A 23,687-nucleotide genomic window follows, 5' to 3' on the forward strand; every position below is an offset into this window, starting at 1 on the left:
TGGGCGGGCGGCCGGGCGGTGGGCCGGGGCCGGGCGAGCGGGAAGGGGCTTCATCGACGGTCGGCGCAGCACACGGAGCGCCGCCGCCCGCTATTGCCCGGAGAAGATAGCCATGGCGGCAAGTCTACCGGGCGCCGCGAAACGCCCCGCGGGACTACCGTCCGGGGGTACCCGTCGACCCCGACGGCCCGTCGGTTACGGCTGCTGCGCGGCCGGCTGGTCGTCCGCCGGCGCCGTGGGAGCCACGCCGTCGGGCCCGGCCGGGGTGTCGGCCGGGGCCGGGGTGTCGGCCGGGGCCGGGGTGTCGGCCGGGGCCGGGGTCGCGGTCGTGGTGTCGGGCGCGACCGGGGCCACCGGGGTCGCGGGGCTCACCGGTGCGGCGGGGGCCGCCGGGGCGTCCGCGGCCGGGGCCGCCGACGGGTCGACGCAGCCGCCCTGCGGCCGGACGGCGGCGAAGGGCGCGTCGAGGGCGCCGCACGCGGTCTCGGGCGCGGCCACCTTGGTGTCGAAGATCTTCGGCGGCACGATCGGGCCGTCGGTGATCTCCACCCGGGTGCGGTCCAGCACCTTGACCGTCGCGGCCGGGCCGGTGCTCATCGACCAGCCGTTGCTGTCCAGCCGGTAACCGGTGATGCCGCCGGAGACGGCCAGCCCGCTGCTGTTGGTGCAGGTGCGCGGGATGAGCACGGCGTAGTCGGTGTGCACGGCGCGCAGCGGGTCGTAGGCGCAGCCGTTGGCCGGCTTGTCGTTGTAGCGCAGGTCGCCGTCGGCGTCGCGCAGGCCCATGGTCAGGTTCGGCGTCACCAGGGCCAGCCAGGGCGAGCCGTCCCGCTGGACGGTGTGCAGCGCGCCGGCGGCCCGCTGCATGGCGAGCTGCTTGCGCTGGGCGTCGGTCCGCTTGTCGGCGCCGGGCTCGCCGTCGCCGCGCAGCCAGTCGGCCAGGCCCGGTACCGCGCGGTGCCAGCGCACCTCGTGGTCGCCCGGGCGCACCGAGGTGACCATGCCGTCGTCCCAGACCACGATCGCGTTGTCCCCGGCCATCGCCAGGTAGAGCGCCTCGGCGCCCTCGCGGCGGTAGGACCAGGCCTGCTCGCCGGTCTGCTTGTGGAAGGCCTCCAGGCCGGGCCCGACCCGCAGGTCGAGCTCGGCCGCGCTGAGCGATTCCGAGTTCACCGGCGTCGCCTCCGCGCCCGGACCGGCCACCCGGTCGCCGAACGGCACCGGCTTGTTCGCGTGGGCCGCCGCGCCGGCCGCAAGGACCAGCATCACCGCCAGGGCAGGCAGGATCGAGCGGGGGGTCAGTACACGCAGCGGCTTCCGGGACACGGCCGGAGCGTACCTTTCGCCGGGCGGGCGAGTCAGCCCGGTTCCGGGTTCCGGCCGCGCGGCCGACCGTGTGCCCGGCCGCGCGCGCCCCGCCCGTACGCCCACCCGCCCACCTGCGCCGTTCGGCACCCCGACCGTTGCGCGGGGCGGTCCGGGGCGGGCCGCGGGGGCCCGAACGGACCGTTACAGATCTGATACACGAGGGCCGGTCGCGGAGCGTTGCGGCAGACGGCGTTCGAATATCGCCCACTTTAGGGTGACATTCGGCTTTTCGATCCTCCCGCGGGCCTACTGTCGGCGAGCGGGGCGCCACGGTCCGTCCACGCCGAGACCGGGCGCCCCGCACCCGCGATGTCCGGAGGAGAGACCATGCGCATCGGCCGTCTGACCCTGGCCGCCGCCGCCCTGCTGCTGATGGCCACGGCCAGCGTCCCGGCCGGCTCTCCGCTCAGCCGGGCCGAACGGCACTCCCTCTCCTCCGACGCCTTCGAGCCGCGCGGCGCCGCCCCCCGCCCGCCGGTCCAGCGGCCGAGGCACGAGCCGCCGTTCGGGGCCTTCGTCGGCTCCTGGGACAACTACATCCCGCAGATCGGCCGGTACGCGCAGTGGCTGGGCGGCGCGAACCTCCAGGTCGGCCACACCTACCTGGCGGGCAACGGCTGGGCCGACGTCGAGGGCGAGCCGGTGGTGCTCGGCATGTGGTCGCAGTGGCGGCTGGCCGACCCGTCCCGGCTGCTCGTGCTCGGCGTGCCGATGCTGGTGCCCAACGAGGCGCACGTGTCGGACGGCGAGGTGGCCGGGCTGCTCGCCCAGGGCGTCCGCGGGGACTTCGACGGGCACTTCCTCAAGCTCGCCCGGCGGCTGGTCGCGCTCGGCGGCGCGGACACCGTGCTCACCCTCGGCTGGGAGATGAACGGCACCACCTACACCCACCGCTGCAAGCCCGACCCCTCCGCCTGGAAGGCGTACTGGCGGCGGATCGTCGGGGTGATGCGCTCGGTGCCCGGCCAGCGGTTCCGCTTCGACTTCGCGCCCAACCGGGGCCTGGACGCCATCCCGTGGACCAAGTGCTATCCCGGCGACGACGTGGTCGACGTCATCGGCATGGACAGCTACGACCAGCCCGCCGGCGCCACCTTCGACGACTACGTGCGCGAGCCGTACGGCCTGCAGGACCAGGTGGAGTTCGCCGCCAGGCGCGGCAAGCCGGTCTCGTACCCGGAGTGGGGGCTGTTCCGCAACGGCGACAACCCGGAGTTCGTCCAGCGGATGGTCGACTGGATCCGCACCCATGACACCGCGTACCAGACCGTCACGGACTACTGCCCGCACGGCTTCTTCCAGTGCTCCGGCAATCCGCGCTCGGCGGCGCGGTTCAAGCAGCTGATGTCCGGGTCCAAGGGGGCGCCGGCGGTGGTGCCGACGGCGCCCCCGGCGCCGACCTCTCCCCCGGCGCCCGCCTCTCCCCCGGCGCCGCCCGCGACCGCCTCGCCGGGTACCCCCACCCCGTCGGGCACCGCCGTCCCGTCGAACGCAGCGGCGACGCCGAGCCTGGCGGCCACGCCGAGGCCGACGCCGGGCCCGACCGCGAGCCCGTCGACGGCTTCCACCCCCGCCCGGCGCTGAGCGGTCAGCCGCGGCGGGCCAGCAGCGCCTCCTTGAGCTTGGGGAAGCGGGTGCTCAGCCGGTGCGCCGCCGCCTGCCGGACCCGCACCGCCGCCGCCCGGGCGGCCGCCGCCGGCGCCGCCCCCGCGGGGCCCAGCAGCAGCCGCTGGTTGGGCAGCGGGTCCGGGCGCCAGCGCTGCTTGTACGGCTCCCGGCCGCGCAGCAGGCCGAGCAGCGGGATGCCGGCGCCGACCGTCTCGTCCAGCGCCGCGCTGAACAGCAGCCCGGCGATGTCCAGCCGCTCGCGCAGCACCGGGTGCGCCCCGTACAGGTACAGCCCGCCGAAGGAGGGGCAGAGCAGCAGCAGGTTCACCGCGACCAGCTCGCCGTCCAGGTGGAAGCGGTGGACGGCGGCCCTGCCGGTGGCGACCAGGCCGGTGGTGGACTCGGTCAGGTGCCGGACGAACCGCTCGGTGCGGTGCTCCGGGGTGACGCCGCGCTCCTGCCACTGCAGGAAGTGCAGCCGCAGCAGCCCCTCCAGCGCCTCCGGCACCTCGGCCGGCGGCGTCGAGCTGACCTGCACCCCGGCCTCGGCGATCTTGCGCAGCTTCACCCGGCTGCGCTGCGCGGTCTTGCCGGGCACCCGCTTGAGCAGCCGCTCCATCGGGACGGCCGGCAGGTACTGGCAGAGCGAGTCCTCGAAGCGGCGGCGGTCGCCGCGCCAGTGCGCGAACACCCGCTGCACGGCCGCCTCGGGGTGCACCTCGCGCAGCTCCAGCCAGTGCCAGGGGCGGGTGATCGGGAGGGCGGCGGCGAACTCGGCGGCGGCGCGGTCGGCGCAGTCGTCGTCGAGCAGGACGTCGGTGTAGTCGACCAGCCCGGCGCCGAGGCCGGTCAGGCCGCCGAGCGGTCCGCCGCGACGCCGGAAGGCGCCAGCACCGACCAGCCGGCCGTCCCGGCGGACCAGCACCACGACCAGCGCGCCCGGGCGGCCGTAGTGCCGCCACCAGGAGCGCTGCCAGGCGGCCGCCTGGAAGAAGGTGGCGGTCCGGCAGCGGGCGGCCAGGTCGTCCCACTCCTCGGCGAGGGTGTCCAGCGCGTCGTCCTCGCGGCGCAGCTCGGTGGTCCAGGTCGGCGCCGCCGACTGGGCCGGCGGGCCGGGTCTGCGGATCTCGGTGCTCATCGGGCGCTCCCGGCCGGGGTCTTCTCCTTGGCGGCCGTCGCCTTGACGGCCGTCTTCCTCGCGGCCGTCTTCCTCGCGGCCGCCGGCACGGCCGGTGCCTCGGCAGGTTCCCCGACGGGCTCCCCGGCTGCGGGCTCCGGTGCCGCGGCGGGCCCGGCGTCGGCGGCCGCGGCGGGCCCGGCGTCGGCGGCCGCGGTGGTCCCGCCGGCCTTCGTGCACGCCTTCGTGTCCGCCTTCGGGCCGGCCTTCGCGTCCGCTGCCGCCGGGCCCGCCCCCGCCCCGTCGGCCTTCGCGCCCGGGGCGGCCTCGACCGGCTGCTCCCCGGTGCGCGGGCGCGGCGGCGTCGGGGCCCCGGCCGGTACGGCGCCCTCGGCGGTGTCCGGTGCCGCGGCCCCGTCCCGACGTCGGGTCATCATCACCAGGGCGCCCAGCAGCAGCCCGGCCGCGCCGCCGACCGCGACGTCCAGCTTGCCGGAGGGCGTGGTCGGCTTGTCCGGCGCGGCGGCCGGGGCCAGCGTCACCAGCCGGACGTTGGTGTCCTTGCTGCTGGTGTTGGCGAAGGAGACCAGCGAGCGGGCCACCGCGTCGGCCGTCCGGGCGGCGTCCTGGGCGCGCGTCCCGGTGCCGGTGATCTCGATCATCGGCGCGTCCGGGGAGGTCGTCCCGTGCACCAGCTCCTCCAGCTCGGCCCGGGTGCGGCCGGTCTCGGCGGCCGCCACCGCGAGCACCTGCGGCTGGCCCGCCAGCCGCCCGTACGCCTGGGCGAAGTTGGTCGCGGTCGCCGCCTCCCCCGGGTTCTGCGGGACGACCAGGACGTAGGCGTTGGTGGCGTACGAGGGGGGCGAGACGACGGCGTACCCGGCGCCGGCCGCGGCGCCCAGCGGAACCGCGAGCGCCACCGGCCACCAGCGGCGGACCAGGCGGCGGGCGCTTCGGCGCGGTGTGGTCATGGGGGTGGCTCCTTGGGGATGGGACGGTGGTTCCGGCGGTGGCGGGCGGTCAGGCGCGGGCCAGCCGGTCGTAGAGGGCGCCCAGGTCGGCGGCGACCCGGGCGATGTCGTAGTGGCCGACGGCCGGCGGGTTCGGCAGCGGGTCGGGGGTGTGGTCGTCGAGGTGCCGCAGGTCGCGCAGCGCTGCGACGTAGGCGGCGGGCTCGGACGGGATCCGGCGGGCCTGAGGCGCCGCGGTGGGCGGCAGCTCGTCGAGCGCCGGGCAGGCACTGTGCCGCACCGGCAGCCCGGCCGCGAGGCCCTCCAGGACGCCGAGGCCGAAGGTCTCCGCGGTGGACGGCGCGGCCAGCACGTCCACGGCGGCCAGCAGCTCCGGCACGTCGTCGCGCTCGCCGGTGAGCACCAACCGCCCCCGGATGCCGAGTTCGACGGCCCGGCGCTCCAGTGCGGCACGCTCCGGGCCCTCGCCGACCAGCACCAGCCGGGTGGCCGGGTCGAGCTCGGCGAGCGCCTCGACCAGCACGTCGAAGCGCTTGCCGGGGACCAGCCGGCCCACCCCGCCGACCACCCAGCTCGTCTCCGGCAGGCCGAGTTCGGCCCGCAGCCGTCGGCGCACGGCGGCCCGGTCGACGGGCGGGAGGCGGTAGCGGCCGGTGTCGATGCCGTTGGGGATCAGCTCGATCCGGGTCGGCGGCACCCCCCAGGAGCGCAGCGTCTGGGCGACCTGCCGGGAGACCGCGACGGTGGTGCTGCCGAGCCGTTCGGCCGCGAGGTAGAGGCCCTTGACGCCCCGGGTGACCGGGCGGCCCTCGATCACTCCGGCGTGCAGCGAGTGCTCGGTGGAGACCACCGCGCGCACCCCGGCCAGCCGCGCGGCCAGCCGGCCGTACAACTGCGCCCGGTAGAGGTGGGTGTGCACCAGGTCGTAGCGCCCGGCCCGGACCAGCCGCACCAGCCGGGGCAGCGCACCGAGGTCCCGGTTGCCGCGCATGCCGAGGTGGTGGACGGTCACGCCGTCGGCGCGCAGGGCGGCGGCGACCGCGCCGGGGTTGGTCAGCGCGAGCACCTCGCACTGCTGGTGAGCGGGCAAGTGCTTCAGCAGCAGGTGGAGTTGGCGCTCCGCACCGCCGGAGGCGAGCCCGGTGACGATGTGCAGCACCCTCACGGCCGGCGCTCCGTGTTCTCCCGCTCGCCGCGCGCGCGGCGCAGCTCGGTTACGGCGTCGCGCAACCGGTGCCGGCCCTTCTTGGCGCGCAGCCGCCAGGCGCCGTCGCGGTCGCCGACGTAGCAGCGCGGCAGGGCGAAGCGGCCGGTGAGCGGGGAGTGCGCGATGGCGCAGGCGTAGTCGTACCCGGCGTCGCGGACGGCCAGGGCGGCGGGCAGGTCGACGGCGCCGTACGGGTAGCAGAAGCCGGTGACCGGGCCGCCGACCACCTCCTCCAGCAGGCGCCGGCTGTCCCGGGCCTGCACCGCGAGGGCTTCGGCCGGCAGACCGGGCAGCGCCCGGTGGCCCAGGCCGTGCGAGCCGATCTCCCAGCCGGCGGCGGCGAGTTCGGTGACCTCCGGGACGGTGAGCAGCTTCTTGCGCGGACCTTCGGTGTCCCAGTCGTTGGCGCGGCCGAGCAGGTCGGCGACCACGTACGCGGTGGCGGTGAAGCCGTAGGCCTGGAGGATCGGCACGGCGTAGCGGGCGAAGTCCGCGTAGCCGTCGTCGAAGGTGAGGCCGACCAGCTTGTCGTCCCGGCCCTGGGCGCGGGCCCGCATCAGCTCGCGGACCGAGACGCCGCGCCGACCGCGCCGGTGCAGCCAGGCGATCTGCTCGGCGAACCGCTCGGGGCTGACGGTGAGCCGGTACGGGTCCTCCTTCTCGACCGCCACCGAGTGGTACATCAGGATCCACGGCGAGGCGGAGCCGGGGATCGGCGGTTCACCGACCGGGTGGCGGCTCCTGGGCAGTCGCGCCCGGTTCGGCGGGGCGTTGCCGACGCCCGCCTGGGCCGATCGGACGGTTCCCCGTTCATTGTCCATGGGGACGCTTCCCTTCATCGGCGAGGGTTGGCGGGTTCAGGGCCCGGGCGGCGGCGAGGACCGGGCCGCGCACCTCGCCGGCACCGAGGCCGGTGCCGAGGGCGGCGAAGGTCAGCGCCACGGTGAGGCCCCCGAGGAGGGTGGAGAGCAGGGGGTCGGCGGCCAGTCCGGCGACTGCGGCGCCGAGGACGGTGGCGCCGCCGGCGGCGGCGACCAGGCGGCCGTGACCGCCGAGCACCCGGCGCAGCCGCAGCGGGATGCCTCGCAGCACCAGGCCGTGCAGCAGCAGCGCAGCGGTGGTGGTGATGCCGGCCGCGTTGCCGGCGGCGAGTCCGAGCGCACCGAAGCCGGGCGTGGCGAGCAGGCCGGTGGCGACGGTGACGCCGAGGCCGAGCACCATCGCGGCGGCCGGGTACCAGTCCAGTAGCCGGCGGCGGCCGTCCTCGGTGCCGGGATCGCCGGCCCGGCGGACCACCGGGCGCAGCGAGAAGTACGGCCGGATCATCACGCCGATCAGTGCCTGGGCGGGCAGGCCGAAGCTGTAGACCCGGATGACGTCGGCGGTGGCGGCGGTGTCGCGGGGGCCGAAGGCGCCGCGCTCGAACAGCAGCGAGACGACGGAGGGGGCGCAGGCCATCAGGAAGGCGGTGCCGAGCAGGACGACCGCCGCCGCCTGGCCGAGGTCCTTCTCGACCCGGTCGCGGGCGGCCGTGAGGTCCCCGGCGGCGAGCGCCCGGGCGACCAGCGGGAAGGTCACGGTGCAGATCAGGATGCCCGCCGTCATGGCGAGTTGGGAGACCTTGGCGGCGTAGTTGAGGTGCGAAATGGTGCCGGGCGGCAGCGCCGAGCCGAGGTAGCGCTCGACGAACACCTGCGACTGCCGGGTCAGGGTGAAGGCGCCCACCGGCAGCAGGGCGAGCGGCATCAGCACCAGCGCCTTGCCCGGGCGGCGGGCGGGGCCGGTGCCCGGCTGGCCCTGGCGCAGCCGGCGCAGGAACGGACCGACCAGCAGGCCGGCCATCAGCAGGCTGCCGGCCGCGACGCCGAGGGCCGCGGAGCGCACGCCGAGCGAGGCGTGGAAGCCGAGCAGCACGGCCAGGATGCCGAGGTTGTAGACGACGTAGATGCCGGCCGGGGCGGTGAAGCGGTGGTGGGCGCGCAGCGCGGCGGCCAGGTAGCCGGCGATGCCGAAGGGCAGCACGGTGATCGCGGTGATCCGGGCGCAGGTGACGGCGAGGCCGGGGTCGGGCAGGCCGGGGGCGAGCAGCGCGACCAGCTGCGGGGCGCCGACGGCGGTGGCCAGGGCGAGGCCGCTGAGCGCGAGCAGCAGCCAGGGCAGGGTGGCGCGGACCAGTTGGCGGACCGGGTCGGGGGCGTCCGGGTCCTCCTCGCGCAGCACCAGCGCGAGGGCGAAGGCGGGCACCATGAGGAAGGACATGGCGTCCTCGATCAGCAGCGGCGCGGCGGTCTCGGGGACGGTCCAGGCGACCAGGAAGGCGTCGGTGCCCTGGTTGGCGCCGAAGTAGCGGGCCAGCAGGAGGTCGCGCAGCAGGCCGAGACCGGAGCCGGCGGCGCTGAGCAGGGCGGTGATCCCGAAGGCCTTGGCGAGGAAACCGCCCCGGGGCGCCGGGCCGGGCACGGCGGCCGGGTGCTCGCCGGGCGCGCTGCGTGGGGCCGGGAGGGTGGAGGCCAGGGCGGCCGGGCGGTCGGTGGTCACTGTTCCGCCTCCCCGTCGGCGGCGTGCCCCTCCGGCCGGGGGCGGTGGGCCGCGGCGCGGGCGGCGAGGCCGAGGACGACGGAGGTCAGCACGGTCGTGGTGCCGCCGATGTCGGCGTACAGGTAGTCCACCAGCACCCAGGTGAGCAGGGCGAGCGCCGCGAGGCCGAGGCCGCGGGACCGGCGCAGGCAGCCGAGCAGGAGGCCGAGGAAGAGCGCGGCGTAGGCGGTGATGCCGATCAGGCCCTGCTCGCTGAGGGCCAGGAAGTACATGTTGTGCGGGGAGAGCAGCGGTTCGCGCTGGAAGCCGATGGTGGGGTCGGCGGCGTCGCTGCCGGAGGAGAGCCGCAACGGGGCGTGGCTGTCGCGCAGTTGCTGGAAGGCCTTGGGCCCGGCGCCGTGGACGGGGTGGTCCTGCCAGATCCGCCCGGCGGTGGCCCACAGGTCGTAGCGGTCGGAGACGGACTGGTCGGGCGCGGCGGAGACGGAGCCGATCGAGCTGAGCCGCTTGGTGACGCCGGAGCCGCCGAGGCCGAGACCGCCGACCAGGACGGCCGCGGCGGCCAGGCCGAGGACGGCGCTGCGCACGGCGAGCCGGGCGTCGGCGCGCAGCAGCAGCACGGTGGCGGCGGCGCCGGTGGCGATCCAGCTGCCGCGGCTGAACGAGACGGCGAGCGGGAAGGCGAGGAAGGCGGCGGCGGCGGACATCGACCGCCGCAGCCGGGCGTCGCCGCCGGGCCGGCGCTCGCCCAGCGCCAGCGCGAGGGCGGCGAGCAGCCCGAAGCTGACCACCGTGGACATCGCCATGACGTCCAGCGCGCCGAAGGTGCCGACGGCCCGGATCGGCTGGCCGGTGTAGGACGCGCCGGTGTGGGTGAGGTACTGCTTCGCGCCGACCACGCCCTGGATCAGCGCCGCGAGGACGAAGGAGCCGAGGACCAGCCGCTGGTCGGTGCGGTCGCGCAGCGAGCAGAGCACCGCGGCGGGCACCAGTACGAAGACCTGGACCAGCCGGACGAAGCCGGTGACGCTGGTGGCCGGGTCGATCGAGCCCACGGTGGCGACGGCGGCGGCGACCACGATCCCGGCGAACAGCGCGCCGGTGCTCCGGTCGACGGCGGGCAGCCGTCCGCGCAGCAGGTCCACCGCGGTGAGGGCGACCAGGGCCAGCGAGGCGAGGTCGGCGGCGGTGATGTGGACGGCGGCGGTGACGTCCTTCTCGCCGGTCGGCACGCAGACCAGCAGGACGGTGGCCGCGGCGAGCAGGCTGGGCCGGTCGGCGAGTGCGGGCAGCGCCTTCCGTAAGGCGGGACGCGGGACGGCGGGCAGGGTCAGGGCCACGGGGGTCAGCTCCCGTCCGGGTGGAGCATCAGGGCCGCGGTGCGGCACAGGATCTTGACGTCCTGCCAGAGGCTCCAGCTCTCGATGTAGCGGTTGTCGAACCGGGCGCGGTCCTCGATGGAGGTGTCCCCGCGCAGGCCGTTGACCTGGGCCAGGCCGGTGAGGCCGACCGGCACGCGGTGGCGGTCGGCGTACTCGGGGTAGGCCTGGCCGAAGCGCATCACGAAGTACGGGCGTTCGGGGCGCGGGCCGACCAGGCTCATGTCGCCGCGCAGCACGTTCCACAGCTGCGGCAGCTCGTCCAGCGAGCTCTTGCGCAGCAGCCGGCCGACGGCGCCCATCCGGTGGTCCTGCGAGATGTTCCAGCGGGTCGCGGACTCGTGCTCGTTGCTCGGGCGCAGGGTGCGGAACTTGAGGACGGTGAAGACCCGGCCGTCCAGCCCGGTGCGCTGCTGGCGGAACAGCACGCCCGGACCGGTGTCGAAGCGGACGGCGAGGGCGCAGAGCGCGAGGACGGGGGCGAGCAGCAGCAGGCCGAACGCGGCGGCGGTGATGTCCAGGGCGCGTTTGGCGGCCCAGCCGGGCCGGCGCATCGCCGGGCCGCCGACCCGCAGGCAGGGGAAGCCCCACAGGTGGTCGCCGCCGGCGATCGGGGCGGTGGGCAGCGCGCCGAACTCGCGCAGCGCGGGCACCAGCCAGATCTGGCAGCCGAGCCGGGCGGCGTCCCGCAGGGCGGCGGCGGTCTCGGCCTCGTCGGCGGCGCCGGCGGTGGCGATCACGTGCTGGATCCGGTGCCGGCGCACCTCTCGCTCCAGCACCTCGCGGCCGCCGAGGACGGGCGGGTCGGTGTCACCGGCCAGCAGCGGCGGGTCGGCGTCGAGGAAGCCGACCGGGCGCATCCCGTACTCGGCGTGCTCGCGGAGGGCGGCGGCGACCCGTCGGCCGAGCCCGCCGGCGCCGAGCACCAGGACCGGGTTGGGGCGGCTGCGGCGGATCCGCCGGACGAGGTGGTAGAGGACGGCGCGGCCGATGGCGGCGATCAGCAGTTGGGTGCCGAGCAGGACGGTGAGGCGGGCCGGGGTGGCCGGGCCGCAGTCGGGCCAGCGGCCGCCCAGGCAGCCGGACAGGGTGACGGCGAAGGCGGTGGCGACCACCGCCCGGGCGGCCAGCGCGGGCAGTTCGTCCAGGACGGACAGGGTGAGCCGGGCCCGGTAGAGGCCGCCGACCAGGTTGAGCAGGATCAGCAGGGGCAGGACGGCGGGCACGCCGAGCAGGGGGTCGAGCGGGGCGCCCGGGTCGATGGCGCGGTTCGCGATGCCGCCGGCGGAGCACAGCGCGATGGTGTCGGCCTGGACCAGGGCGAGCGGCAGGGCCAGCCGGTTGCGGACCGTCCCGCGGTGCCGGCGCGGCGCCGGGACCGTCCGGCTGCGGGCCGCCCCCACCGGGCGGTCGAGCAGTCCGGTACCCGGCCGGCGGGGGCCGGACAGGGGCCCGCCGGATCGCGGCACGCTGTCATGGTCAATGGTCATCAGCGCACGATCTCCCCTGCTGTGTGCCCGGGGTGACGGCGCCCCGGCACCGGTTTGCGCGGGGCGGCCGTCCCGGCCTGGCGGGCGCGGTCCTGACAGCACCTGCTGCCGCCGGTGGCTTTCGGCTCTCCCGCGGCGAGGCCGATCGCGAAGGGGCGGGTCGCACCGGACTCGGTCGCGAGGGGCTCAGCCGTGAATTCCCCGCATGGAATCCGAACGAAGCAGGCAAAATCCGACAATACCGAACCTGGCGTGGCGGGCTGGAAGTTGACTTGCCGTTTCATTCCAGCCGCCCATTAATAGGTAATTCGGATTTGACGCCTCGCCCTTATCCGGTTGAGGGTGCGAATACGCCGGCGCCGGACCGGCGGGCATTCACGGCTTGTGAAACGATCAGATCCGCTCTGGGACACGGGCCCGGCGGCGCCCGGCGACCGGCCCGGCACCCAGCAGATGGCGGTAGAGGACGTCCACCTGTTCGACCACGGTGCGCACGTCGTGCCTCGCGACGACGTGCTCGCGCAGTCGCGCGCCGCGTCGCTCGCACTCGATCGAATCGGACAGCGCTTCCGCCATTCGGGTGGCGAGGGCCGGCACGTCCTCGGGCGGGACCACCGCGTGCTCCCGCTCCGCCGCCGGCAGGCACTCCCGCGCACCCGGCACGTCGGTCAGCAGCACCGGACGGGCGGCCGCCATCGCCTCCAGCGGGGCCAGCGCCATCCCCTCCCAGCGCGAGGGCAGCACCACCAGGTCGGCCGCAGCCAGCCACGGGCGCGGGTCCGCCACGTCCCCCACCAGCCGCACCCGGGCGGGCTCGGCGGTCTCCCGGACCAGCTCCGCCACCCGCTGCTCCTCCGGCCCGCCGCCGACCAGCGCCAACCGGGCCTGCGGCACCCGGCGCAGCACCTCCGGCCAGGCAGCCAGCAGCACGTCCTGGCCCTTCTGCCGGCACAGCCGCCCCACGCAGACCGCCAGCGGGGCGTCCAGGTCCAGGCCGAGCGCGATCCGGGCGGCCCGGCGGTCGGTGGGCGCGTAGTGCCGGACGTCCACGCCGTTGGGCACCACCGCCCAGTCGGCGTGCACCCCGGCGGCCACGCCGTCGGCCCGCTCCTGGACGCTGACGCACAGCAGCCGGTGCGCCCAACGGGTGGCGAAGCGCTCCCAGCGCAGGGTGGCGGCGGCCAGCGCGCCGTCCACGGCGGCGAAGGACCAGGCGTGCGGCTGGAAGACGGTCGGGACGGCGCCGCGCACCGCCAGCCGGCCGGCCAGTCCGGCCTTGGCGCTGTGCAGGTGGACCACGTCGGGCGCGGCCGCGCGGACGATCCGGCGCAGCCGCCAGGCCTCGGCGGCGGTGCCCGGGCCCGGCGAGCGCCCGGCGGGCCAGTCCTGGACCAGCGCGCCCACCGCGGCGGCCTCCTCGGCCAGCCGCCCGCCGTGCGGACAGGCGACCAGCACCCGGTGGCCGGCCTCGCGCTGCCCCCGGACCAGGTCGGTGACGACGCGGGCGACCCCGCCGTCCACCGGTTGCGAAATGTGAAGGATCGTCATATGCACGGCGGCGAGCCTAGGGTGGCTCCCCCGTGCCGGGCGGCCCTCGTCACCCGGAGGTGGCGGTTCGGCCACCCGTACGGCTTTCGCGTCGTACGGGCGGCCGAGCCGCTCGAATTCCCACGCGATTCACGTGCATCGGTGGATTTACGCGCTCGAATCGCGCTGCCGTCGAATTCCGGCGCGCCGCCCGGCGGGCACCGGCCGGCTTCGGCGGGCCTCAGCGACGCTCGGCGGACCTCAGCGGGGCTCGGCGGGCCTCGGCGGACCTCAGCGGGGCTCGACCGGCCCCGAGGGGCCTCGGCGGTCCTCAGCGGACCTCGGCGGCCAGGTTGGCCAGCACCTGGTCGTGGATCCGGTTCAGGCCCTTCGGGGCGAAGGTGCGCTCGAAGAAGCCGCCGATGCCGGTCGCGCCCTGCCAGGTGGCGGTCACGGTGACCTTGCTGCGGCCCTCGCCGGCCGCGGCGACGGTCCAGGTGATCACCATGCTGGAGTTGGCGTCCTTCTCCACCAGCTGGTCGGGCTTCGGCGCCGACACGGTGAAGAGGCAGTCGCGCACCCGCTTCTCGGTGGCCTGCAGCTTCCAGTGCACCTGGGTGCCGGCGCCGGTGCCGCCGACCCGGACCTCGTACTCGCTGTACTGCGCGGGCAGCAGCTTCGGGCGGGTCACCTGGTAGTCGGCCAGCACCTCGTACACCCGCTCGGGGGCCGCGTCGTAGACCCGCTCGGTGGTGGCCTGCACCTGTCCCATGACCTTGCTCTCCTCGTGTGGTGGTAGCGCTCTCACCGGCAAGCCAATCACAGGGTCACGCCCGTGACGCGGCGGGATGGACACCTCACGGTGCCGAGCGGTCGAGCCGGCCGTTCCGGGCACGGACCCGACGTTCGAATCCTCCGGCTGTCGCTCGTGTCAGGGTGCGGGCGGCTGCGGACCGGACTCGGGGAGGAGCTGGACCACGCCGAGCCGGTGGGAGTCGGCGTTCTCACAGAACGCGCGGACCCTCCAGCGCCCTGCGGGCAAGGGGACGGGGGCCTCGTCCGGCTGCCCCCCGCCGGTGGGGTAGGGCACGCCGAGGTCGCTGCCGGCCTCGGCCGAGTCCATGAGGACTGCCGGTCCGTCGGTTTCCCAGACCCCGCACTCCTCCCACGGCGTCGACGGGTCGTCCAGCGCGGCCTCGGCAGCGGCGAGCAACTCGACGTCGGAGTCGGCGGCGAACCACCGCATGAAGCTCTTCCGCTCGGACAGGTAGCAGGTGGCGGCGGGCTCGTCGCCCAGCACCAGAGCGGATGCGGTGCCGTCGCCCAGGCCGATCACCTCGGCGGAACCCTCGACCGCGCAGGCCCGGTCGTAGTCGTCCGGCCGGTCGGTGCCGCCGACGATCACACCCTCCGGGGTGCATCCGCCCCACCGGTGCAGCACGGACACCGGGACGACGACCAGCGGTCCACCCATGGACCCGACCCAGGTCAGGCCGAGTTGCCGGTGGGAGGCGTGCGGGATGTCGCTCATGCGAGCAGTCTGCCGCCCCGCACTGACACCCGGGCAGGCCGGGGCCGCGGTGTCGCGCGCCGGTCCGTCCCCGGGGCCTGACGGCCCCGGCATTCGAACGGACCGGCCGCAGCCCCTGGCTACACCGATCCGCCGTCAACGAATTAGGGTGGCCGGTGTGCTCGATCTGGTGACTGCAGTGCGCTACGTCGACCCGCTGCGCGCCGGCGGCTCCGTTCCCGGTGTGGTGGAGACCGACGACCTGGGAACGTACGTGGTCAAGTTCACCGGGGCCGCGCAGGGCCGCAAGGCGCTGATCGCCGAGGTGATCGTCGGCGAGCTGGCCCGGCGGCTGGGCCTGCGGGTGCCGGAGCTGCGGCTGGTGGACTTCGACCCGGCCGTCGCCGCGGACGAGCCGGACACCGAGATCCAGGACATGCTCAAGGCCAGCGCGGGACTCAACCTGGGGATGGACCTGCTGCCCGGGGCACGGGACTTCCGCCCGGGGATGATCGCGGTGGACTCCGTCGAGGCCGGCCGGGTGGTCTGGCTGGACGCGCTCACCGGCAACGTCGACCGCACCGTGCACAACCCCAACCTGGTGGTCTGGCACGGGCGGCTCTGGCTGATCGACAACGGCGCCGCGCTGATCTTCCACCACCGCTGGGCGGGCGCCGAGGCGTCCGTCGGCAAGCGGTACGACCTCAGCGCGCACGCGCTCGGCGGCTCGGCCCCGGACGTCCGGCTGGCCGACGAGGAGCTCGGCCCGCTGGTCACCGTGCCGCTGCTGGAGGAGGTGCTGGCACTGGTCCCGGACGAGTGGCTGGCCGGCGAGCCCGGCTTCGACTCGGCGGACGCCGTCCGGCACGCGTACGTCACCCACCTGGCCGCCCGGGTGGTGCTCTCCGGGGAGTGGCTGCCGGAGGGCTTCGCCACGCCCGAGCAGCTGCGCGAGGCCGAGCGGCGGCAGGCGGCCCGGACCAGGGCCGGGCGGCCGGCCTGGCTGCAGCAGGTGCCGGACCTGCACGGCAAGCCGTCGGTGGAGACGGTCTGGGAGCACCATTTCGACGAGGGCTGAGCCGGCCACCGATCGGGGAGCGGCCGCGGGTCAGCCCATCGCGGGGCGGATCCAGCCGAAGTACTCGATCGCCGTGCCGAGCAGCAGGCCGAAGCCGACCACCGGGAACGCGACGTCCCGGGACAGCCGCTTCAGCCGGGTGACCAGGAACCCGAGGCCCAGGCCGAGCAGCGGGCCGGCGGCGAGCAGCAGGGCGAGGAGCAGCACCGCGACCGCCGACCCACCGGCGGCCAGGCCCATCACGGCGACCACCAGGCCGCCGGCCGCAACCGTGGCCAGCATCGGTGCGGCGAGCAGCAGTTCGCCCACGCCCAGGGCCAGCGCGAGCCGGTTCCGCTTGCCGGGAAGGGCCTGCCGGCCGGGGACGGTCTGCGCCATGCCGCTCAACTCCTGTGGTGACTCCGTCGGGTACGGACCCATCCTCGGCGGCGGGGGAGGCGACGGCCTGAGTACGGCTACTCAAACGCGACCGGGGAGCGGGGCCCGTGTGGCCCCGCTCCCCGGCTCGGCGATCAGGTGTCGTCGCGGTCAGCGCCTGAGCGCTTCAGCGCTTCAGCGCCACCACTGGACCGCCTTCTCGGCGTTGATGATGCCCGCGCCGTAGAAGCCGTTGTCGTCGGCGCCGCCCTCACAGGTGGCCTTCCACTGGCCGGCGCCGCCCGGGTTCCAGTCGCCGGTCGGGCAGGCGTGGGACTCGGCCTGGCTGGTCAGCATCTCGGTCAGCTCGTCCGCGCTGGCCCACGGGAAGGTGCTGGCGAGCAGGGCGACCACACCGGTGGCGTGCGGCGAGGCCATCGACGTGCCCTGCATGTAGCCGTACTTGCCACCGGGGAGGGTGGACAGGATGCGGCCGTTCTTGTCCGGGGTGTTCGGGATCTGGTAGCGGGCGTCGCCACCCGGCGCGGCGACGGTCACGACGCCCTTGCCGTAGCTGGAGTAGTACGACTTGTCGCCGTTGACGCCCACCGAGGAGACGGCCAGGACGCCCGGGAGCTCGGTCGGCAGCGACAGGCAGTCGTTGGTGACCGGACGGGTGCCGGGGGTGGTGTCGTCCGGGCTGGAGACGTCAGTGGTCTTGTGCGCCAGGTCGATGTTCTCGTTGCCCGCCGCGGCGACGTTGAGGACGCCCTTGCGCTGCGAGAACGCGACGGCCTTGCGGACGGCGGCGGTGATGGCCGCCTGGTCCTTGTCGTTCGGGCAGTTGAACATCCACGGGTCGATGTAGTAGCTGTTGTTGGTCACCTTGAACTGGTGCTCACCGGCCCACACGAAGCCGCAGATCGCGTACTCCGGGTAGATGAACCCGCCGTCGTCCACGACCTTGACCGCGGCCAGCTTGACGTTCGGGGCGATGCCGACGATGCCCTTGCCGTTCTTGGCGGCGGCGATGGTGCCGGCCACGTGGGTGCCGTGGTCACCGTCGACGCCCGGCTGCCAGGCCTTCCAGTCGGTGTTCGGCTTGCCGCCGTCGATGCAGGAGACCGACTGCGAGGCGTCCACGTTGGCGGCCAGGTCCTCGTGGGTGCCGTCGATGCCGGAGTCCAGCACGCCGACGGTGACGTTGCGGCTGCCCAGGGAGAGCTTGTGGGCCTTGTCGACACCGATCTGGCGCATGTCCCACTGGTTGGCCTCAAGCGGCTCCTGACCGGGGGCGGCCGCGGCGGCGGCGGGCTCGGCGACGACCTCGGCCTTCTCGCGGTCCGCAGCGGTGATGCCCTTGGTGCGGCTGGCGCCGACGGAGTCGACGCCCTTGGCCAGGCGCAGCTTCTCGGCGAACTTGGTGTCGGTCGAGCGGGCGATGACGACGCCGATCTGCTCGTACGAGTAGACCACCGTGCCGCCGAGGCTCTTGACGGCCTGTTCGACCTTCTGCACCTGGCCGTGGTTGGCCTTGGTGTTGACGACGTAGCTGAGCAGCGGACCGGTCGTCGGGTCGGCCGTGGGGGCCGCGACGGCGGTGCCGGCCGGGAGCGCGAGGGCGCCGGCAGTGGCGAGCACGAGGCCCACCGCCGCGTACCGGGTCCGGCTGATCCGAGAAACTCTCATTGGGGGTGGCCCTCCCGAGTCGTCATGCGGCAGCTGCGGTTGGCAGGTGCACTGGGAATGACCGGACGCTAATGAATATTCGATGAGATGCGCAAGAGGTAGTCATCTAATCGTCACATCTAGACCAGCAACGGATGTTAGGAGTCCGCAGGTCAACAAGGGAAACAGGGGCCAAGATTGTTAAAAAGTGATGGTTCGCCGACGTGCTTCCTTTGCCCCGATAACGGCGGCCGGGCACCGGGCCCACACGGCCGCGGCGCAGCTACAGGGCGTACAGCCGACGGGCGTTGTCGGCGGCGACCGAGCACGTCAGCCGCTGCGCGTCGGCGGCGGAACAGGCACCGTCCGCCCGCCAACGATCCAGCAACACGGCCAGTCCGTGCCGGAACTGACAGGTGCCCACCAAGAAAAGTTCGGGTAGCCCGTAAGCGTCCGTGGAGAACAGCAATTTGCCGAACGGTGCCAGTTCCAGCATCTCGCCCAGCACCGATGCCACCTGCGGGCCGGTGTAGGAAGCCGTCAGCCCGAGGTCGGTGAAGACCGTCGGAAACGCCTGGGCCAGCCAGGCGGCTTGACGGTGGTACGGGTAGCAGTGCAGCAGCACCAGCGGGACGCCGCTGGGCTCGGCGGCGCGCACGAAGTCCGTCAGCAGGGACGGGTCCGCCCGGTGCAGGGTGAGGTCCGGGTCCCCGAAGCCGGTGTGGAGCTGGATCGGCAGGCCGAGCTCGGCGCAGACGTCCACGGCCGTCCAGAGCAGGTGGTGCAGCAGGACCGGGTCGGTGAGCCGCCCGGACCCGCCGCGCAGCCGGGCGCCGGCCGCGGCCACCACGGCCCGGCGGGCGGGCCGTTCGGCCGGGGCGGCCAGGCCGTGCCGGTAGGCGAGCACGGACTTCACCGCGACGGCCCCGCCGGCGGCGGCCGCCAGCGCCTCGGCGACGGCCGACGGCCAGTCCTCGGCACCGGAGGCCACCGCCTCGGCGACGGACTCCAGCCGGACCACCTCGCGCACCGACGCCCCGGCGGCCGCGGCCAGTTCGGCCGGCGGCAGCAGCGGCAGGCCCGCGGCCTCGGTCAGCCCGGTGTCCACCAGGCAGGTGTCCAGCCCGGCCGCGGCCAGCAGCCGGCCGGTCGCCCCGGCGGCGCCCAACTCGCGCCGCCGGGCCAGGTACTCGGCAGCCGGGGCGTGCGCCGGCAGGCCGAGCACGGGCGGGCACCAGCGCCGCACGGCGAGGCCGAGCGCGCTGTCGAAGGGCGAGCAGCTGGGCGCGGGCGGACGGTCGGACTCGGTGAGCAGCCCGGCCAGGGCGTCGTCGGAGAGGTCGGCGGCCACCACGCTGTGGCAGTGGTGGTCGACCAGCGCGGGCGCCGCCGCGGACGGTGCGGGCCGCGGACGGGCCACCGGTCAGTACCGCCAGCGGGTGGCCGCGGCCACCTCCTCGGGCGTGGCGGTGGCGTACTGCTCGGCCTCCGCCCGGCGCACCGCCAGCACCGCCTGGTACAGCGGCTCGCCGAGCGCCTCGCGCAGCACCGCCGAGCGCTCGTACGCGGCCAGCGCCTCGGCCGGCGCCTGCGGCAGCCTGGGCACCGTGCCGGGCTCGGCGGCCGCCGGATCCCCGGTGAACTCCGGCGGCAGGGCCCGGCGTTGGTCCAGCCCGGCGAGGCCGGCCGCGATCACCGCGCCGACCGCCAGGTACGGGTTGGCGCTGGCGTCGAAGCACTTGACCTCGGCGTTGGCGGCGGCGGCCCGCTCCCCGGTGGAGCCGGTCACCAGCCGCAGCGCGGCCTCGCGGTTCTCCAGGCCCCAGCACTGGTAGGCGCCGGCCCAGTGCGAGGGCACCAGTCGCAGGTACCCGGCGGGGCTGGAGCAGCCGAGCACCAGCAGTTCGGGCAGCGCGTCGAGCACCCCGGCGAGGAAGCCCTCGGCCTCGGCCGTCAGCCCGTGCGGGCCGGAGCCGCCGTGCCCGAGGTTCTGCCCGTCCCGCCAGAGGCTGAGGTGGAGGTGCCCGCCGTTGCCGACCGCGCCCGCCTCGACCACCGGCGCGAAGGAGACCCGCAGACCGTGCCTGGCGGAGACGGCCCGGACGGTGTGCCGCACCAGGACGGAGGTGTCCGCGGCGCCGACCGGACCCTCGGGGGCCACCGAGACCTCGAACTGGCCCGGGGAGTACTCGGGGTGGATCTGCAGGACGTCCAGGCCCTGCTCGCCGAGGGCGCGCAGGACGTCGCGCAGGTAGTCGGAGAGGTCGGTGAGCCGGTGCATCCCGTACGCGGGGCCGTGCGTCGGGTACTGCGGCGCCTCCTGCGGGGAACCGGCGAGGGCGACCACCCACTCGACCTCGATGCCGGCCTTGAGGCTCAGCCCGCGCCCGGCCGCCGCGGCCTGCGCCCGGCGGGCGAACAGCCGCTGGCAGCCGGGGTGCGGGGCGCCGCTCTGGGTGTACCTGTCCCCCGGGGCCCAGGCCCAGCCGGGCTGGGCGGCCAGCGGGACGATCCGCTCCACGTCGGGGTAGAGCCTGAGGTCCCCGGTGGGGCCGCCGATGATCGGGCTGGTGGTGATCCCGTCGTCGGCGAGGAACACGTCGAAGCAGGGCGCAGTGCCGACGCCCCACTGCGCGGCGTGCGTCAGACCGCCGAGCGGCACGGCCTTGACCCGGGTGACGCCCGCGTTGTCCACCCAGGTGACGGCCACCGCCTCCACGGCGGCGGTGCGCAGCCGGTCGGCCGCCTGCTGGGCGCGCTCGGCCCGCTCGGCGCGCGGGGGCAGCCCCACGGCGGCCGCGGAGCCGGCGGGGCCGAACGGATCGGCACCGGAGGGCTGGGCGGCGCCGGGCGCGGTGGGGCCGGCGGTGGCGGTTCCGATGGTCATGTCACCATGCTGCCCCGCCGGTCGGGCTTCCGTAACTCCCCTATCGGGTGGTCCAAACGGAAGCCCGTCCACCCGTTCACCCGTTCGGGGCGAACCGGGCCACCAGCTCCCCGGCGGTGATCCGCTCCAGCGAGTCCGGAGCGGCGTCCAGCCGGCCCGGGTAGAGCCGGTACAGCGTCCCGCCGGCGCCCTCCGGGACGGGCACGTCGGCGTGCACCAGGGCCGCGAACGCCCGTGAGCCGCCGAGGCGTTCGGCGATCAGCCGGGCGGTGTCGTCGGCCGGCTGCTCGGTGCGGCGGTCGCTCTCGTACCGCCCGCGCAGCCGCTCGGCGAAGGCCGCCACCGGCTCGTCCGCGCCCCGGTGGTAGCGCCCCAGCCCGAGGCCGGTGCGGTCGCGCACCCACACCTCGTCGCTGGCGGCCGCGGCGGCGGCGCAGCCGAGGTCCCACAGGGTGGCCCGGGTGCCCGTGGCGAAGTGGGTGGTCACCGCCTCGGCCAGCGAGCCGATCTCGGCGTGGTGCCGGAAGAGGTTGTGGAACCCGGAAGCGGCGCCGACGTTGAGGTCGGTCCAGGTGTGGCTGCGGGTGTGCAGGTCGACGATCATCGGGACGCAGATCCTGGCGTCCCCGGCGAGGTCCAGCCGCTGACGGACGCTCCTGGGGTGGAAGGCGCCCGTGCGGTTCCGGGCCGCCTCGGAGGGGGTCAGGGTCATGAAGCCGGCGAACGCGTCGGCGAGGTCCTCGAAGGGGATGTCGTTGTAGCTGAACACCACCACCACGGCGTACCGGGCGCGGACCTTGCCCAGCGCCTGCAGGTCGAGGTCGACGAACTCGGTGGCGCCGTGCGGCGGCGGGGCGGTGGTGAAGTCCCCCGAGTGCACGGCGGCACGCGGGCCGAGCACCAGCCGGGTGTAGTCGCACAGGCCGGTGAACTGCCATTCCTCGTCGTAGAAGGCGACCGACAGGTCGAGGTCCACCCGCTGCGGCGGGCGCTGCGTCCAGTGCACGAACAGCCGCAGGTGCTGCCCGTGCGGGAGCCGCTGCACGCTGCCGCGCGGCACGGCGACCAGGGTCTTGGCACTGGCCCGTTCGGCGAACGGGACCACCAGGTCGGCCAGCCCGGCGTCCAGCACGGCCACGTCGTAGCGCTCGGACTGCCCGGCCCGGCGCAGCAGTTCGGCCTCGATCAGGGCGCAGACCGGCGCGCTCAGCCCGGCCGGGACGGGCTTGCCCCAGTCGCGGCGGACGTGCGCCGAGGCGACCCGGCCGCGCGGGAAGTACAGCCGCTGCTCGCCGATCCCGCGCGGCGCGCGGAGCCGTCCGTACGCGCCGAGCAGCGGGCCGGGGGCGACCGCGCGCAGCGCGGCCGGCAGCGCGTCGGCGAGTTCGGCGGGCAGGGGCGCGCCGGGGGACCAGGTGGCGTGCACCCGCAGCAGGTGGTGCAGTCGGCGCACCAGTTCGCCGGGGCGGCGGGCCAGCAGGCGCACGGCGGCGGCCAGGTCGCCCTGTTCGAGGGCGTGCTCGACCCGGGCGGCGAAGGTCTCGACGGTCAGCCGGGTGTGCCCGGCGGGCGTCTCGCGCACCCGTAGCGGGGCGGGCGCCTCGCGCAGGTGCGGGCCGAGGCCGTGCAGGTCGAGGTCGCTCTGCCGGACGACGGCGAAGGCGGCCGCCGCGTACGGGAAGCGGGCGCGGTGCTCGTACGGGTGCAGCAGTTCGCCGGCCCGCAGCCAGGGCTGGCGGTGGCGGCGCAGGTCCTCGGCGAGCGTGCCGACCGGGAACGCGTCCAGGACGGCGAGCAGTTCGCGGCGCAGCGGGCGGGGCAGGCTCCGCAGCCGCAGGGTGCGGGCGGTCTCCGGCAGCAGGTCGGGTTCGGCGCCGGACCACGCCCAGATCAGCCGCAGCACGTCGGTGGCGGTGGTGAGGTGGGCGGCGAGCAGCGGTCGGGTGCGCTGCGGGTCGCGGCGCAGCAGCGCGGCCAGCACGGTGGCACGGCTCTCCCGGACCGGGATCTCGGCGGGCAGCCAGGCGGCCGGACCGGCCGGGGCGTGGTCGAGCAGCAGGGCCAGGTCCTCGCGGTCCTGCGGGTCCAGCGGGGTCCGCCGGGCGAGCAGGGCGGCGAGCGCGGTGCCGGCGAGTTCGGCCCGGTCGCCGGCCTCGGCCAGGCGCAGCGGCCGCAGGGTGCTGCCGGGCTGGAGGGCGCGGGCGGTGTGCCGGGCGCCCCGGGTGTCGGGCGCGAGGCGGCGCTGCCGCTCCAGCGGGGTGCGGCAGACCGGGCAGCGGGCGTCGCCGGAGGGCTCGACCAGGTCGTCGTGGCAGTCGCCGCACAGCAGGTGTGCGCAGGGGGCGAGCGCCCCGATCCCGGCCTCCAGGCTGCTGCGCCCGCAGCAGAGGCAGATCTGGCTCGCCTGGCAGAGGAGGTAGCCGCGGACGGCCGCCGAGTAGTCGGCCCGTGCGCGGGAGGGCACGCCCTCGGGGAAGCGGCGGAACAGCGGCTGGTGGCGGCGGTCGGCGCCGAGCGTCGCGTCGATCCGTGCCAGCAGGCGCGTGCCGGTCTCGGCCAGCGCGGCCGGGCGCAGCCGTCCGAGGGCGGCGTGCAGGTCGCGGGTCAGTACGTGTCCGCGCCGGGCCAGGTCGGCCTCCAGGGCGATCAGGCCCTCGGCCGTCCACGGGTCCGGTTCCGCGGGCGCGGCCCCGGCCTCGACCAGGACCGTCCCGTGGCGGCGCAGCAGGTAGGCGTCCAGCCCGTGTTCGGGCGCCGCGACGCTCGGCTTCTTCACAGCTCTTCCCCCGTCGGATACGACAAAGCGGGGGCGGAGAGTGGGCGCACTCGGTCATGTGAAAGATGAGAGAAGGAAGCACGCCGCGGAGCCGCCCCCGCGTCGATCACCCTAGCGGGCAGCGGCCCGCGCGCCCGAACGGTTTTCCGCCCACGCCCTCTTCCTACCGGCGAGTAGCTTCGCTACAGTGGCCGGACGCACCACCG

At 75.6% G+C, this 23,687-nt stretch carries 18 protein-coding genes; 2 read left to right on the forward strand and 16 right to left on the reverse strand.

The window, feature by feature from the left end; translation table 11 throughout:
• Positions 1 to 195: 195 nt before the first annotated feature.
• Positions 196 to 1,326: a hypothetical protein gene (locus ACZ7KX_RS18235; protein WP_470327292.1), complete on the reverse strand. Its 1,131-nt coding sequence runs from the start codon at positions 1,324 to 1,326 to the stop codon at positions 196 to 198.
• Positions 1,327 to 1,695: 369 nt separating this feature from the next.
• On the opposite strand from ACZ7KX_RS18235, the gene ACZ7KX_RS18240 reads away from it, so the two are divergent.
• Positions 1,696 to 2,952, forward strand: a complete 1,257-nt coding sequence (locus ACZ7KX_RS18240) for a glycoside hydrolase family 26 protein (RefSeq protein ID WP_470327293.1) — start codon at positions 1,696 to 1,698, stop codon at positions 2,950 to 2,952.
• 4 nt (positions 2,953 to 2,956) lie between these two features.
• Here ACZ7KX_RS18240 and ACZ7KX_RS18245 read toward each other — a convergent pair whose 3' ends face one another.
• From ACZ7KX_RS18245 to ACZ7KX_RS18290, 10 genes are all read right to left on the reverse strand, one after another.
• Positions 2,957 to 4,114 (reverse strand): GNAT family N-acetyltransferase, encoded by a 1,158-nt coding sequence (locus ACZ7KX_RS18245; protein WP_470327294.1) that lies wholly within the window; start codon positions 4,112 to 4,114, stop codon positions 2,957 to 2,959.
• Entirely contained in the window at positions 4,111 to 5,064 is a 954-nt protein-coding gene (locus tag ACZ7KX_RS18250; RefSeq protein WP_470327295.1) for a Wzz/FepE/Etk N-terminal domain-containing protein, read from the reverse strand. Before ACZ7KX_RS18250 ends, ACZ7KX_RS18245 begins: the two co-directional genes overlap by 4 nt.
• 49 nt (positions 5,065 to 5,113) lie before the next feature.
• Positions 5,114 to 6,229, reverse strand: a complete 1,116-nt coding sequence (locus ACZ7KX_RS18255) for a glycosyltransferase (RefSeq protein WP_470327296.1) — start codon at positions 6,227 to 6,229, stop codon at positions 5,114 to 5,116.
• Positions 6,226 to 7,092, reverse strand: a complete 867-nt coding sequence (locus ACZ7KX_RS18260) for a polysaccharide deacetylase family protein (protein ID WP_470327297.1) — start codon at positions 7,090 to 7,092, stop codon at positions 6,226 to 6,228. Before ACZ7KX_RS18260 ends, ACZ7KX_RS18255 begins: the two co-directional genes overlap by 4 nt.
• Entirely contained in the window at positions 7,082 to 8,809 is a 1,728-nt protein-coding gene (locus ACZ7KX_RS18265; protein ID WP_470327298.1) for a lipid II flippase MurJ, read from the reverse strand. Before ACZ7KX_RS18265 ends, ACZ7KX_RS18260 begins: the two co-directional genes overlap by 11 nt.
• Entirely contained in the window at positions 8,806 to 10,149 is a 1,344-nt protein-coding gene (locus ACZ7KX_RS18270; protein WP_470327299.1) for an O-antigen ligase family protein, read from the reverse strand. Before ACZ7KX_RS18270 ends, ACZ7KX_RS18265 begins: the two co-directional genes overlap by 4 nt.
• A 5-nt stretch (positions 10,150 to 10,154) precedes the next feature.
• Positions 10,155 to 11,678, reverse strand: a complete 1,524-nt coding sequence (locus tag ACZ7KX_RS18275) for a sugar transferase (protein ID WP_470327300.1) — start codon at positions 11,676 to 11,678, stop codon at positions 10,155 to 10,157.
• A 393-nt stretch (positions 11,679 to 12,071) separates the two neighbouring features.
• Entirely contained in the window at positions 12,072 to 13,226 is a 1,155-nt protein-coding gene (locus ACZ7KX_RS18280) for a glycosyltransferase (RefSeq protein ID WP_470327301.1), read from the reverse strand.
• 310 nt (positions 13,227 to 13,536) lie between these two features.
• Positions 13,537 to 13,977 (reverse strand): SRPBCC family protein, encoded by a 441-nt coding sequence (locus tag ACZ7KX_RS18285; RefSeq protein ID WP_350632245.1) that lies wholly within the window; start codon positions 13,975 to 13,977, stop codon positions 13,537 to 13,539.
• Positions 13,978 to 14,136: 159 nt separating this feature from the next.
• A complete protein-coding gene (locus ACZ7KX_RS18290; protein ID WP_470327302.1) occupies positions 14,137 to 14,736 on the reverse strand; it encodes an Imm21 family immunity protein in 600 nt (199 codons plus the stop codon).
• 157 nt (positions 14,737 to 14,893) lie between these two features.
• Between ACZ7KX_RS18290 and ACZ7KX_RS18295 the strand changes: the two genes are divergently transcribed.
• Positions 14,894 to 15,793 (forward strand): HipA family kinase, encoded by a 900-nt coding sequence (locus ACZ7KX_RS18295; protein ID WP_470327303.1) that lies wholly within the window; start codon positions 14,894 to 14,896, stop codon positions 15,791 to 15,793.
• Between the two features lie 30 nt (positions 15,794 to 15,823).
• Here the strand turns inward: ACZ7KX_RS18295 and ACZ7KX_RS18300 are convergent, their stop codons facing one another.
• The 5 genes from ACZ7KX_RS18300 to ACZ7KX_RS18320 all read right to left on the reverse strand — a co-directional run bounded on the left by ACZ7KX_RS18300 (position 15,824) and on the right by ACZ7KX_RS18320 (position 23,481).
• Positions 15,824 to 16,171 carry a hypothetical protein gene (locus tag ACZ7KX_RS18300; RefSeq protein ID WP_470327304.1) on the reverse strand — a complete coding sequence of 116 codons (348 nt, stop codon included), beginning with the start codon at positions 16,169 to 16,171 and terminating at the stop codon, positions 15,824 to 15,826.
• Between the two features lie 174 nt (positions 16,172 to 16,345).
• Positions 16,346 to 17,839 (reverse strand): S8 family peptidase, encoded by a 1,494-nt coding sequence (locus ACZ7KX_RS18305; protein ID WP_470327305.1) that lies wholly within the window; start codon positions 17,837 to 17,839, stop codon positions 16,346 to 16,348.
• Positions 17,840 to 18,101: 262 nt separating this feature from the next.
• Positions 18,102 to 19,238 carry an amidohydrolase family protein gene (locus tag ACZ7KX_RS18310; protein WP_470327306.1) on the reverse strand — a complete coding sequence of 379 codons (1,137 nt, stop codon included), beginning with the start codon at positions 19,236 to 19,238 and terminating at the stop codon, positions 18,102 to 18,104.
• 3 nt (positions 19,239 to 19,241) lie between these two features.
• On the reverse strand, positions 19,242 to 20,705 hold the full coding sequence (locus ACZ7KX_RS18315) for a type I glutamate--ammonia ligase (protein ID WP_470327307.1): 1,464 nt from the start codon (positions 20,703 to 20,705) through the stop codon (positions 19,242 to 19,244).
• A 76-nt stretch (positions 20,706 to 20,781) separates the two neighbouring features.
• Positions 20,782 to 23,481 carry an MXAN_6230/SCO0854 family RING domain-containing protein gene (locus ACZ7KX_RS18320; RefSeq protein WP_470327308.1) on the reverse strand — a complete coding sequence of 900 codons (2,700 nt, stop codon included), beginning with the start codon at positions 23,479 to 23,481 and terminating at the stop codon, positions 20,782 to 20,784.
• Positions 23,482 to 23,687 lie beyond the last annotated feature (206 nt).

The sequence above is a fragment of the Kitasatospora sp. NPDC038210 genome (genome assembly GCF_055600605.1).